Below are 12,959 nucleotides of genomic sequence, written 5' to 3'. Positions count from 1 at the left end.
TACCGCTTTATTGCTTAATATATTTAAGAGACTATGTATGGCTACTGTTACACTTAAAGGCAATCCATTTGAAACAGCAGGTTCACTTCCTGCTGTAGGTTCAGCTGCGCCAGCGTTTGAGTTAGTTAAAACTGATTTGTCTGTTGCAACGCTAGCAGATTATAAAGGTGCGAAATTAGTATTAAATATTTTTCCTTCTATCGATACTCCTACATGCGCAACATCTGTTCGTAAATTTAATGAATCGGCTGTCGCACTAAAGGGCGTTAATGTTCTTTGTATTTCAGCAGATTTACCTTTTGCGGCAGCGCGCTTTTGTGGTGCTGAAGGGATAGACAATGTTGATACAGGTTCTAGCTTCCGCTCAACATTCGGTGAAGATTACGGACTAAGTTTTTCTACTGGGCCGCTACTTGGTCTTTTGTCTCGTGCGGTTGTTGTTCTTGATGAAACCGGTATCGTTATTCATACTGAGCAGGTTGCAGAAACAGCAGATGAGCCAAATTACGATGCTGCTTTAGCTGTATTAGCATAAAAGTATAAAGAGAAAATAAAGGCCAGCTTCTAAGATGTAGAGGCTGGCCTTTTTGTTTTTATGTATTGGTAATTGAGTTTAGTCTTTCTGTACGGGAATAGTATTGGTGGTTCTTTCAACATTGTTGTCTTTGTTTAAATACACCAACTTAGGTTTAAAGTTGCCAGCTTCGGCTTCTTCTATTTGTCCATACGCTGCAATAATGACTCGGTCACCTACTTGGACTTTTCTTGCTGCCGCACCATTCATTGAAATAGTGCCAGAGCCCGCTTCTGCCAAAATAACATAAGTGTGAAAACGCTCACCATTATCAACATTGTAGATGTCGATTTTTTCAAACTCTCTAAAGCCTGCAAGTTCTACAAGGTCTTTATCAATGGCGCATGAACCGTCGTACCAAAGCTCTGCTTGGGAAACGCTGGCCATGTGAAGCTTGCCTTTAAGGAGTGTAATTTGCATGTGTTAAGTCTCTATATTACGTTTGCTTGTTATTATTAAGTCATGAAAATATCAATCTGAGTTTGTGATTGATGCTTTGATTACGAGTTTTCTATGACTTCGTACCTTTATTCCCAGATAAAAGGGCCTTCTCCATGTGGGCCTATTCGCCACCACTGATCTGGGTCTTGATCTCCATCTTCTTCCCATCCTTGAAAGTTACAACGGATTTCACAATCGAGAGCTTGAAATGCATCTCTAGCGCAGCATATATCATTTTCCCACGGTGTTTTATCTGAATCAAACCAGATGGAAGTAAAGCGCTTACCTGCGGCTTGTTCCAAAATAGTAATGTCGATGATGTTATCATTCGATGAAACAGACACCTTTGTGCATAATGTCGATGGTGTACTTGTTTTCACAAGTGTGAAAGTGTCTTCAAGCCAGGTTATGATTTTTTCTGTTGGGCAGGATAATGTATAGATTTCAATATCTGTTTGCATCCTGTTAATCCTTCTTTTTAATCATGTAATAAATCCTAAGCACGCTCATAGATAAATAGCCTACGAGCGTCCATATTAAGCCAACGCTTGCAATCATTAGCCCTAATAATGCGATGATTTCTTGGCTAATAGATGGCTGTAAAATCCGATCTGCAATCATTAAAATGAGCACGCCGAATACAAACATAAGTCCGCCTTGAATCATTTTGATCAAGGCAAGCTTAGGATTTTCTCCGAGTTTCATTATCCGTTTATGCAGAGTGCTTTTCATTCTAATCTTGGTTTATGTGTTTTGCACAAATAGGTTTTTCAGAATACGAGTATAAATGAGCGATAAGTTGTTTAGGCTTTCAGCGTCTACGCACTCATTTATCTGGTGGATCGTTGCATTGATAGGGCCAAGCTCGACTACTTGAGTGCCCATTTTCGCAATGAATCTACCATCAGATGTACCTCCAGACGTAGAAAGTTCGGGAGTAATATCAACTGTGGATTGAACTGCTTCTACGATAGCATCAACTAGATTTCCTGGACGAGTTAAGAATGGCAAGCCATTGTAGGTCCATTCAATGTCGTAACGTAAATTATGTTTGTCCAGAATTTCTAGCACGCGTACTTTTAATGCATCAAAGCTGAGCTCAGAAGAAAAGCGGAAGTTGAATTGGGCGTTTAATGTCCCTGGAACCACGTTCGTTGCACCAGTTCCGGCTTGTATGTTGGAGACCTGGAAGCTGGTTGGCGGAAAGAATTCGTTACCGTCATCCCAATGCGTGCTCGACATTTCAGCTAGTGCTGGTGCGGCCAAATGAATTGGATTTTCAGCTAGGTGAGGATAAGCAACATGACCTTGTTTTCCATAAACAGTTAAATCGCCGCTAAATGAACCACGGCGACCATTTTTAATAATGTCCCCTAGCGTCTTTGTGCTAGAAGGTTCACCAACAATACACCAATCTATTTTCTCATCGCGTTCCATTAAGGTATCGACAACACGAGTAGTGCCATCAACAAAAGGGCCTTCTTCATCACTGGTAATAAGGAATGAAATTTGACCTTGGTGATCTGGATGCTCATGGATGAAGGCTTCTACAGCTGTCACCATGGCTGCCAAACTGCCTTTCATGTCCGCCGCGCCACGTCCAAATAGCATGCCATCAACAATCTCTGGTGAGAAGGGAGGTACTTTCCATTCGTTTTCAGGGCCTGTTGGAACAACATCCGTATGTCCAGCAAAACATAAATTTGGACCAGTGGTGCCACGTTTTGCGTAGAAGTTTTTCACATCACCAAATGGCATGTATTCAACCTCAAACCCAATATTTTTTAATCGGCTGATCATTAGATCTTGGCAACCAGCATCTTCTGGCGTTACAGAAGGGCGAGAGATAAGATCTATGGCGAGTTTTAGTGTGGGTGACAAGTTAGACATTCTTTACCTTTGTGTTGGTTTTCGCTACCTTATGGAAGAACCTGCTACTATAACAGGAGATTCATATAAAGGTGGAATTATGAAGTTAGGTGTTGTTGTTTTTTTGGGTTTGCTTAATGTTGGATGCGCTCTTATAGATAAGCCTGTTGTCGTTCAAGAATCCTTTTTTGTACCAGTGATTCGTTCAGATGTATCTTCTGCAGGTTATACACCGACAGTGATACCGACTGTACCAACTAAAACAACTCCTCGAATTTATACGCCAGTATTACGTTAAAGCAATTTCTGAGAATACTCGTCTGAATTAAAGCCTAAATAGATTTCGCCATTCGCTATAATAAGAGGGCGTTTTATCATTGAGGGCTGGTTGATTATTGTGTCTATAGCCAGCTCGTTATTCATTGCGCTTTTCGTCTCTTCATCTAATTTGCGCCAAGTGGTTCCACGTTTATTAATAACATTTTCCCAGCCTAACTCATCCATCCAAGCTTTTGCTGTTCCGGCTTCTAAGGCTTCTTTTTTATAGTCATGAAAGCGGTATTCAATCTTATGTTCTTCTAACCAGCGAAACGCTTTTTTCATAGTGTCGCAGTTTTTAATACCGTAAATATCAATCATATTTCTCTCTCTACATAGGTTTAGTTATAACTGATGAATGAATAAGTTAGAAAAATGCCTGACTTGAAAAAGCCAGGCACTTTTTATTCGTAGCTTGTATTGCTTAGTTATTTGCGTGAAGCGCTTCATTTAAGGCAATGGCTGTTTTATTTGTTTTGCACTCGATCGCGCCTGTTTCTGAGTTGCGACGGAAAAGAAGGTCAGATTGCCCAGAAAGGTCGCGTGCTTTGACAGTAGAAACAACTTGGTTGTTTTCATCTAATACTGCGACTTTGGAGCCGGCTGTGATGTACAGGCCAGATTCAACAGTACAGCGATCACCAAGACCAATACCGATACCTGCGTTAGCACCAATTAGGCACTTTTCACCCACTCCAATGACAATGTTGCCGCCACCAGACAATGTTCCCATTGTTGAGCAGCCGCCACCTAGATCCGAACCGTCTCCAACAACAACGCCAGCAGAAATACGGCCTTCAACCATGCTTGTGCCTAATGTTCCAGCATTGAAGTTTACGAAACCTTCATGCATAACTGTTGTGCCTTCGCCCAAATGAGCGCCTAAACGGATGCGCGCTGCATCGCCAACGCGAATGCCAGTTGGTACGACAAAGTTCAGCATTTTGGGGAATTTATCTACGCTGTAAACTTCGATAGTGCAACCTTCCATGCGAGCGCTTAATTGACGGTCTGCCAATTCGCGAACATCAATTGGGCCTTCGCTTGTCCATGCCGTGTTAATTAGTAGGCCGAACATGCCATCTAAAACTGTGTTGTGAGGTTGTACTTGACGATGTGAAATCAATTGCAGCTTCAAATATACTTCAGCTGGATTTTGTGGTGCTTCGTCGGTGGCTAGAACACACAAAACAACAGGCTGAGTAGAGGCTTTTAAGCGAGAAGCCAGTTCAGCTTGTTCAATGTTGCCAGCTTTAAGAAGATTCATGTGTAGGCGGTTTAGGTCGCTTTCATCTAGAACAAGTGTACTGTTGCCACCTTCATAGTTTGTGCTTTCTAGAATAGCATCTAGTGTGCTTTTTTCCGCGCCAAGTGTTGGTGCTGAATAGAAAACCTCTAACCAGTTGCCTTCTTTGTTTTGTGCTCCGATACCTAGACCGAATGCGAAAATTGAATTACTCATGTAGTTCTCCAGCTGAGTGTTGTAACTAAAAATTATTTAAGGTTGTTGCGAGTAAGGAAAGCTTTGATTCTCTCAGCTGCCTCAACGCACTCAGATTCTTCTGCAACAAGTGCCATTCGAATATGTTGGCTACCAGGATTTTCGCCGTTTACATCCCTGCCTAAATAGCTTCCAGGTAACACTAATACTGCTTCTTCTTTGTATAGAGCAGTGCAAAACTTTTCGTCTGTTATGCCTACTTTTGGCCATAAGTAAAAGCCTGCTTCCGGTTTGGTGGCGGCCATAAAAGGAGACAGTATTTCGAGTACAGAATCAAACTTGCGGGTGTAGATCTCGCGGTTCTTCGCGACATGAACTTCATCATTCCAAGCGGCAATGGAAGCTTCTTGATGGTGAACCGGCATAGCGCAGCCCTGATAAGTGCGGTATAGCAAAAACGGCTTTAATAAGCTGGCATCGCCTGCAACAAAGCCAGAGCGTAAACCTGGTAGGTTAGAGCGTTTAGAAAGAGATTGAAAAATCAGGCAGTGTTTATAATCTGTATTGTCAAGCATTGTGCATGCTTCGAGTAACCCTAATGGAGCCTGATCTCCAAAATAAATCTCGGAATAGCATTCATCTGCGACAATCGTAAAGTTAAAGGTCTTTGCTTTTTCGATTAGGAAGGCGTATTCCTCAAGCGTTGTAACTGTGCCGCTTGGATTGTTTGGTGAACAAACAAAAAGCACTTCACAGCGCTTCCAGATATCATCGCTGACTTGCTGGTAATCGACTTTGTAGTTGGTGTCTGAGCTGCAAGGAAGAAAATGAAGTTTTGCACCTGAAAGAATGCCAGCCCCTTCGTAGATTTGATAGAAAGGGTTTGGGCTAATAACCAAAGGCTGATCTTTTTCACCAACAAGTGTTTGAGTGATTGCAAAAAGCGCTTCTCGAGTACCGGATACTGGGAGTATTTCTGTTTCAGGATCTAGGCTCTCAAGAGAGAAACGACGTTTGGCCCATTCGCTAATCGCACTGCGTAATGACAGTTCACCCTTTGTTCCAGGGTATTTACTGACGCCATTCAGGCTTTTGGCTAACGTATCTAAGACAACTTGAGGTGCTTCATGTTGTGGTTCGCCAATGGTTAATTTAATCAGCTTTTTATCTGGATTTGGTGTGACTCCTTCCAATAGCTCTGCAAGCTTTTGAAACGGATACGGGTGCAAAGAATGTATAAGAGAGTTCATATGTCTTTAATCCATCGCTTTTGAGAAACGGTCTATTTTCTCTTTTAATAATGTACAAATGTCGTTCATACGATCGTTATCTGTAATGAGGTTGCCATTTTCTTCTGTGATATAAAAGGTATCTTCTACTCGCTCACCTAATGTTGCGATTTTGGCCTTGTGTAGCATGATGTTGTTGTTCATAAAGAACTGACCAATTAGCGCAAGTAAACCTGGACGGTCCGGCGCAGTGATTTCCAATGCAGACCAAACCTCTTCTGGTTGGCTCACAAAATGCGCTGTTGCAGGAGAGTTGAATATTTTTAGGATTCTTGGTGTGTGTCGTTGTACCACGCTTTCGTACAAAGACGGTGTTTCCAGTTGTTCCATCAAGGTGTTTCGAATGAGGTTGATCTTATCTCTGTCGAGATGTAGATCTGTGCCGTTTTCGGTGCTGTCCATAACAACAAAGCTATCTAGCGTATAATTATTGCTGGTTTGGCTTATTTTTGCGTCTAGGATAGTTAATCCAAGTTGCTCAAAAGTCGCGGCCGTCACAGCAAATAAATGTTTGCTAATGAGCGTGTAGATGAAAATTTTGCTTGCGCCAGAGAAGTTACGTCCGCCCAGAGGTGTAATGGCAATGAGTGGTTTATCACTTGGCTGGTGTTTCAAAATGGCTTCTGTATTCCAAGCAATTTCATCCCCATTGGAGCGAATAAAGTATTCGTCTTCTATTGTGTTCCAAATATTCTCAGCTTCGATGATGTCTAGATTGCGCTCAATCATGATTTCTAATGCGCGTTGTTTGTGTTCATCGCTGATCATTTCAGCATCAATAGGGGAGTCAAGTCCGCGGCGTAAAGCGCGTTTTGTTTCCAAATAAAGCTGGCGCATAAGCGAGGCGCGCCAGCTATTCCACATGGTTGGGTTAGTGGCATTGATGTCCGCTACGGTTAAGATAAACAAATAATCTAGATGTTCTTGGTCTTTAACGTAGTTGGCAAACTCCCAAATAACTTCAGGGTCAGATATGTCTTTACGTTGTGCTGTAACAGACATAAACAAGTGGTTTCGGACTAACCAAACCACCAGTTCCGTATCTCGCTTGGATAGGCTGTGTTGCTCGCAAAAGGCTTGGGCATCGACACAACCTAGTTCCGAGTGATCTCCTCCTCGACCTTTGGCGATGTCATGATACAAGCCTGCGATATAGATCAGTTCGACTTTGGAAATATGGCGAATGGCTTGCGATGAAATAGGGAATTTTTGTTTGTATTCTGGTAGCCATAAACGACGTAAGTTTTCGACTAGCTGTAATGTGTGAGCATCGACTGTATAAATATGGAATAGATCGTGTTGCATCTGTCCAATAATAGCGCCGAATTCTGGAAGGTAGCGCCCTAAAAGTCCTAGGTGTTTCATGGACCTTAAAATACTACTTAAGCGGTAGCGACTTGCAATAATGTCCAAGAACAAGCTGTTATTCTTTTTGTCACTTCGGAAGCTTTCATCAACAAGTTCTAGATTGTCTCGAAGTTGTCGCATGGTATTTGAGCGAATGCCTTTGATGTTTTCGTGGGTACCAAATAAAACGTAGATTTCCAGCATGCAGGACGGATTGTCTTGAAATAATGTCTCTGAGCGAGCTTCAAGTTGTCCGTTTGCTATTTGAAAATGGTCGTTGAGTATTTCTACTGTGTTGACTTCATCGTTAGCCAGAAAAGACTCTTCGAAGTGTTGCAGTAACAAGTCGTTTAACTGTTGAATGGCGGCAACGCTTTGATAATAGCCCTGCATGAAGCGTTCTACGTTGCGTTTTAAGTCGTCGTCATCAAAGCCAAGCAGCTGAGCTAGTGTGCGCTGATGATCAAAAAGAAGGCGATCTTCTTTGCGTCCTGCCACAATGTGTAAAGCCCAGCGCACACGCCATAGATGGCTAACAGCACCTTTTAATTGTATGTATTCATCTTCAGATAAGAATTCTTTTTCGATAAGGGCGCTAAGTCTGTGAGTGTGTAAATGGCGTTTAGCAACCCAGTCAATGACCTGCATATCGCGAAGTCCACCTGGGCATTCTTTTAGGTTGGGTTCTAAGTTGTAGGCTGTGTTTTGATATTTTGCGTGACGCTGCTTTTGTTCGGCAAGCTTGGCTTGGTAAAAGGAATGTCCATCCCACATTTTGTCTGTTTCAATATTTTGTTGTAACAGAGTGAGTAGGTTAGATGGTCCAGTCAAAGTACGAGATTCTATCAAGTTGGTAATGATAGTAATGTCTTGCTCTGCGAGGGTAGTACATTCATCAATGGTTCGAACACTGTGTCCGATGTCTAAATTGATGTCCCATAAGAAAGTAATAAAGTTTTCGAGTTTGTCTTTAGGGGCAGATGTTTCATTCTCGATTAGGATGAGAAGGTCAATGTCTGACTTTGGATGTAGTTCGCTTCGACCGTAGCCGCCAACGGCAACTAGGCTAACGTGGTTTTCGTTGTTTAATCCCTTTGCTGTCCAAGCGGCTTGTAATATTTCATCGAAAAAAGATGACAAGCCTTTGACCAGTTTTTCGATCGGATAAAGAGAGTGAAAAAGGTCATTATAAACACTGGTTTTTTCTTCAATAATGGCTTTGTAGCGAACGATGGAGCAATTAGGTTGAGCCAGTTCTTGTTTTTCTTCCTGGGTGAGGAGTGGTGGAGCGTCTGGAAAAGCAGGGAAATCCATACAGGAGCCTCGAAGAATCAATTAAATGTATTTAAATAATATAACCAGTCAAATTTTTGCTTGGGTGCTGAGAAACGCTTTTTTATGAAAAGCGTTTCTCCTCTGGGCGACGAGTGAGTACTTCAACGCCGTCAGCTGTTACCAATAAAGTATGTTCATATTGAGCGGATAAGCGACCGTCTTTGGTTTTTGCAATCCAGTTGTCAGGGCCTGTGTGTTTTACTTGTTTCTTGCCAGCATTAATCATAGGTTCAATGGTTAATGTCATCCCTTCTTCTAGAATGGCGCCAGTGCCAGCTTTGCCGTAATGGGCCACTTGAGGTTCGCCATGGAATGTGGTTCCGACGCCGTGGCCGCAATATTCTTCAACTACTGAATAATGGTGTTTATGGGCATGTGCAGAGATGGCTGCGCCGATGTCACCTAAACGAGTGCCAGGTTTCACAAGGTCGATTGCAAGGTAGAGACATTCTTGCGTTACTTTAGCTAGTCGTTCCGCATGAGGAAGAGCCGTGCCGGCAAAGAACATTCTACTTGTGTCGCCGTAGTAACCATCTTTGATAATGGTGATGTCAATATTTACTGCGTCACCTTTTTTCAATGCTTTATCATTTGGGATGCCATGACAAATAACATCGTTAACAGACGTGCAGCAAGATTTTGGGAAGCCGTGATAGTTGAGCGGAGCAGGAATAGCACCTTGCTCCTGCACAATGTAATTGTGTGCAATGATGTCGACTTGCTCTGTGGTAGCGCCAGGTACAACAAATTCTTCTAGCATGATCAATACATCAGCGGCTAGCTTGCCTGCTGTGCGCATGCCTTCAATATCGCTAATGTCAGTAAAGCGTGTAGATGCTGGGCGAGGAGTCCAAGAAGGAACTTCTACGCGACCATTTGTAGTGAGTTCTTTGATCTTTAGTAGTGTTTCGTTGCTCATAATGTACGTATCTTAAAATAGGTTCTAATAAGTTGCCGCATATTCTACATGAGTTGTACGGTAGAATCGCCTCCCTCGTTGAAAAAACTCATCGTAATTATGCGTAAAAAAAAGCGACCAAGTCTTTTGGTTTTGGCTCGGATATGGTATAAAACGCCCGCTTGCTCAGGGTCTTTCTTGAGATAAGTGAATTTATTAAATCAACGATCTTGCCGCAATTAAATAAGAGTGTCTGGGGTGTCATAGGTTGCCTTAAACCTTATCTGACTGATGCTTTTAGCTGGTAAGCATAAATAACCCAAATATAAAGGATAGTAAAATGCCTACAGTTTCTATGCGCGACCTTCTACAGGTTGGTTCACACTTCGGTCACCAAACTCGTTATTGGAACCCAAAAATGAAGCCTTTCATTTTTGGTGCTCGTAACAAGATTCATATCATTAACCTTGAGCACACTGTTCCTGCACTTAATGAAGCTCTTGAGCTTGTTAAGAAAATGGCTGAGAACAAAAACAAGGTTTTGTTTGTTGGTACTAAGCGTGCTGCATCTAAAACTATTAAAGAGCAAGCTGCTCGCTCTGGTATGCCATACGTAAACCACCGTTGGTTGGGTGGTATGTTGACTAACTACAAAACTATTCGTGCATCTATCAAGCGTCTTCGTGAGCTTGAAACTCAAATGTCCGATGGTACATTCGAAAAGCTAACTAAAAAAGAAGCTTTGATGCGTACTCGTGAGCTTGAGAAACTTGAGCTTTCTATGGGTGGTATCAAGGATATGGGTGGCCTTCCAGATGTATTGTTCGTAGTTGATGTTGACCACGAACGTATTGCTATTAAAGAAGCAAACAAATTAGGTATTCCTGTTATCGGTATCGTTGATACTAACAGTAATCCAGATGGTGTTGATTACATCATTCCAGCTAACGATGATGCGATTCGTGCTGTTCAGTTATACGTTGGCGCTTTCGCTGACGCAGTTCTAGAAGGTCGTGCTACGACTGCTGGAAATGCTGACGAATTCGTTGAAGTAAGCGAAGCTACTGAAGCGTAAGCAAACTTTCTAGTTTGTTCTAGTTTCTAAAGGGAGGTTTCTTACCTCCTTTTTTAAATTTGAATTAGTAAAAGAGGATTTAACATGGCCGCAGTATCTGCAGCATTGGTAAAAGAGCTACGTGATCGTACTGGTCTAGGCATGATGGAGTGTAAAAAAGCACTTGTCGCTGCTAACGCTGACATCGAAGTGGCAATTGAAGAACTACGTAAATCAAGTGGCATGAAGGCAGCTAAAAAAGCGGGCCGTACTGCAGCTGAAGGTACTATCATCATGCGTGTTGCTGATGATGCTTCTTACGGTGTTCTTGTGGAAGTAAACTCTGAAACTGACTTCGCTTCTCGTGATGAAGGTTTTGTTTCTTTTGCGAACAAAGTTGCTGACGTTGTTTTTGCAACGAAAGAAACCGATATGGCTAAAGTGATCTCAGGTGAAATGCTTGATGCTCGTGAAGCTCTAGTTCAAAAAATTGGTGAAAACATTACACCTCGCCGCGCAGTTATCATTGAAGGTGGTTTAGTTGGTGGTTACCTACACGGTAATGGTCAAATCGCTGTATTGACTCAGTTGGAAGGTGGTTCTGTTGAACTAGCTAAAGACGTATCTATGCATGTTGCTGCTGTTGCGCCTCGTGTTGTACGTGGCGAAGACATGCCTGCTGATGTTTTGGCGAAAGAAGAAGAAATCGTACGTGCTCAGCCAGACATGGCTGGTAAGCCTGCAGAAATCGTTGATAAAATGATTGTAGGTCGTATGAAGAAGTTCTTGGCTGAGAACAGCTTGGTTGAACAGCCTTTCGTTAAGAACCCAGAAATCAAAGTGGGTCAGCTTGTAAAAGACGCTGGCGCAACAGTTTCTTCTTTCATTCGCCTTGAAGTGGGTGAAGGTATCGAAGTTGCTGAAGTGGATTTCGCTGCAGAAGTGGCGGCTCAACTTAAAGGCTAATCTTTAGTTGTGATGTCTTGCAAAGAAAAGGGGCAGCTTGACTGCCCCTTTTTATGAAAGGTAAGAATGATTTGGGTTGATTGTATCGGTCTAAGTTATTAAGGAAATGAACCATTGCCGGAGGTTGGTATGTCAAAAGAAAAGAGTCCAAAATATAAGCGAATTTTGCTTAAACTGAGTGGCGAAGCCTTAATGGGTGACGAGTCCTTTGGTATCGACCCGAAAGTGTTGAATCGTATCGCCCTAGAGATCGGTCAATTACGTGGTATTGGTGTTGAAGTCGGTATTGTTATTGGTGGTGGTAACCTATTTCGTGGCCAAGCGTTGAGCGAAGCAGGAATGGACCGCGTAACTGGCGACCACATGGGAATGCTAGCAACGGTAATGAATGCTTTGGCAATGCGTGATGCATTGGAACGAGCAAATATTGCTACTCGTGTTATGTCCGCTATTACCATGACAGGTATTGTTGAACCTTATGACCGACGTCGTGCTATGCGATTAATGAAAGAAGGTGATGTTCTTATCTTCTCTGCTGGTACGGGGAATCCGTTCTTTACAACTGACTCTGCTGCTTGTTTACGCGGCATTGAGATTGATGCAGATGTTGTATTGAAGGCAACGAAAGTGGATGGCGTTTATTCAGCTGATCCAATGAAAGATCCTGATGCTGTTAAGTATGATACATTGGGTTATGACGAAGTGATTGAGAAGCAGCTAGGAGTCATGGATCTAACAGCATTCTGTTTAACTCGTGACCACGGTATGCCGATACGCGTATTTAATATGAACAAGCCAGGTGCCTTGGTGAATATCATGGTTGGTGGTAGTGAAGGTACACTGATTAAGTGAGGAAGTTATGATTAACGAAATTCTTAAAGATGCAGAAGAGCGTATGGGTAAAGCGGTTTCTTCTGTTGAGTCTGCGTTTAAAAAAATTCGTACGGGTCGTGCGCACCCAAGTATTCTTGATTCCGTTAAAGTGAATTATTACGGCTCTGAAACACCACTGAGCCAAGTTGCAAACATTACTGTTGAAGATGCTCGCACTTTAGGTATTTCTCCTTGGGAAAATAACTTGGTTCCTGAAATTGAAAAGGCCATTATGAAGTCGGACCTTGGTTTGAATCCTGCAACCAACGGCAACCTTATTCGTATTCCTATGCCTGCTTTAACGGAAGAAACTCGTAAGAATTACTTCAAGCAAGCAAAAAATGAAGCTGAAAATGGCCGAATTTCTATTCGTAATGTTCGTCGTGATGCTAACGGTGGCCTGAAAGATCTTGTGAAAGAAAAAGAGATTTCTGAAGACGATGAGCGTCGTGGACAAGATCAAGTGCAAAAAATTACAGACAAGTACGTAGCTCTAGTTGAAGAGCGTCTGGCCGCAAAAGAAAAAGATTTGATGGAAATTTAATAAAAAAACG

At 42.4% G+C, this 12,959-nt stretch carries 15 protein-coding genes; 6 read left to right on the top strand and 9 right to left on the bottom strand.

The annotated features are described in order from the left end of the window. Positions 1 to 37 precede the first annotated feature (37 nt). The gene (gene tpx / locus ABFY09_RS03800; protein ID WP_347982965.1) at positions 38 to 535 is read left to right on the top strand and encodes a thiol peroxidase; all 498 of its coding nucleotides are present in this window, start codon (positions 38 to 40) and stop codon (positions 533 to 535) included. 78 nt (positions 536 to 613) lie between these two features. Here tpx and panD read toward each other — a convergent pair whose 3' ends face one another. The 4 genes from panD to dapE form a co-directional block, all read right to left on the bottom strand. Beyond that, positions 614 to 994, bottom strand: a complete 381-nt coding sequence (gene panD, locus ABFY09_RS03795) for an aspartate 1-decarboxylase (RefSeq protein WP_347982964.1) — start codon at positions 992 to 994, stop codon at positions 614 to 616. Positions 995 to 1,101: 107 nt separating this feature from the next. Beyond that, entirely contained in the window at positions 1,102 to 1,476 is a 375-nt protein-coding gene (locus ABFY09_RS03790) for a hypothetical protein (protein WP_347982963.1), read from the bottom strand. Between the two features lie 4 nt (positions 1,477 to 1,480). Beyond that, positions 1,481 to 1,747: a hypothetical protein gene (locus ABFY09_RS03785; RefSeq protein ID WP_347982962.1), complete on the bottom strand. Its 267-nt coding sequence runs from the start codon at positions 1,745 to 1,747 to the stop codon at positions 1,481 to 1,483. 12 nt (positions 1,748 to 1,759) lie between these two features. After that, positions 1,760 to 2,905 (bottom strand): succinyl-diaminopimelate desuccinylase, encoded by a 1,146-nt coding sequence (gene dapE / locus ABFY09_RS03780; protein ID WP_347982961.1) that lies wholly within the window; start codon positions 2,903 to 2,905, stop codon positions 1,760 to 1,762. Positions 2,906 to 2,984: 79 nt separating this feature from the next. Between dapE and ABFY09_RS03775 the strand changes: the two genes are divergently transcribed. Beyond that, complete coding sequence (locus ABFY09_RS03775) at positions 2,985 to 3,182, top strand: hypothetical protein (RefSeq protein WP_347982960.1); 198 nt, start codon at positions 2,985 to 2,987, stop codon at positions 3,180 to 3,182. Here the strand turns inward: ABFY09_RS03775 and ABFY09_RS03770 are convergent. The 5 genes from ABFY09_RS03770 to map form a co-directional block, all read right to left on the bottom strand. Continuing rightward, a complete protein-coding gene (locus ABFY09_RS03770; protein WP_347982959.1) occupies positions 3,179 to 3,523 on the bottom strand; it encodes an ArsC family reductase in 345 nt (114 codons plus the stop codon). The two genes, ABFY09_RS03775 and ABFY09_RS03770, sit on opposite strands and share 4 nt — an antisense overlap. Before the next feature lie 103 nt (positions 3,524 to 3,626). Continuing rightward, entirely contained in the window at positions 3,627 to 4,664 is a 1,038-nt protein-coding gene (gene dapD / locus ABFY09_RS03765) for a 2,3,4,5-tetrahydropyridine-2,6-dicarboxylate N-succinyltransferase (RefSeq protein WP_347982958.1), read from the bottom strand. A 32-nt stretch (positions 4,665 to 4,696) separates the two neighbouring features. Beyond that, the gene (dapC, locus tag ABFY09_RS03760; RefSeq protein WP_347982957.1) at positions 4,697 to 5,893 is read right to left on the bottom strand and encodes a succinyldiaminopimelate transaminase; all 1,197 of its coding nucleotides are present in this window, start codon (positions 5,891 to 5,893) and stop codon (positions 4,697 to 4,699) included. A 6-nt stretch (positions 5,894 to 5,899) separates the two neighbouring features. Continuing rightward, a complete protein-coding gene (glnD, locus tag ABFY09_RS03755) occupies positions 5,900 to 8,593 on the bottom strand; it encodes a [protein-PII] uridylyltransferase (protein WP_347982956.1) in 2,694 nt (897 codons plus the stop codon). 82 nt (positions 8,594 to 8,675) lie between these two features. Continuing rightward, the gene (map, locus tag ABFY09_RS03750) at positions 8,676 to 9,533 is read right to left on the bottom strand and encodes a type I methionyl aminopeptidase (protein ID WP_347982955.1); all 858 of its coding nucleotides are present in this window, start codon (positions 9,531 to 9,533) and stop codon (positions 8,676 to 8,678) included. Between the two features lie 319 nt (positions 9,534 to 9,852). Here map and rpsB point away from each other — a divergent pair, with 319 nt between their 5' ends. From rpsB to frr, 4 genes are all read left to right on the top strand, one after another. After that, positions 9,853 to 10,587, top strand: coding sequence for a 30S ribosomal protein S2 (gene rpsB / locus ABFY09_RS03745; RefSeq protein WP_347982954.1), 735 nt, complete (start codon positions 9,853 to 9,855; stop codon positions 10,585 to 10,587). An 84-nt stretch (positions 10,588 to 10,671) separates the two neighbouring features. Continuing rightward, positions 10,672 to 11,532, top strand: a complete 861-nt coding sequence (tsf, locus tag ABFY09_RS03740) for a translation elongation factor Ts (RefSeq protein ID WP_347982953.1) — start codon at positions 10,672 to 10,674, stop codon at positions 11,530 to 11,532. A 129-nt stretch (positions 11,533 to 11,661) separates the two neighbouring features. Beyond that, positions 11,662 to 12,384 carry a UMP kinase gene (pyrH, locus tag ABFY09_RS03735; protein ID WP_317003301.1) on the top strand — a complete coding sequence of 241 codons (723 nt, stop codon included), beginning with the start codon at positions 11,662 to 11,664 and terminating at the stop codon, positions 12,382 to 12,384. A 7-nt stretch (positions 12,385 to 12,391) separates the two neighbouring features. Further along, entirely contained in the window at positions 12,392 to 12,949 is a 558-nt protein-coding gene (gene frr / locus ABFY09_RS03730; RefSeq protein WP_347982952.1) for a ribosome recycling factor, read from the top strand. Positions 12,950 to 12,959 lie beyond the last annotated feature (10 nt).

Source organism: Marinomonas sp. 5E14-1, assembly GCF_039939215.1.
Taxonomy (GTDB): Bacteria; Pseudomonadota; Gammaproteobacteria; order Pseudomonadales; family Marinomonadaceae; genus Marinomonas.
The sequence above is the reverse complement of the archived record's forward strand: the minus strand, read 5'-3'. Positions and strand labels throughout refer to the sequence as shown.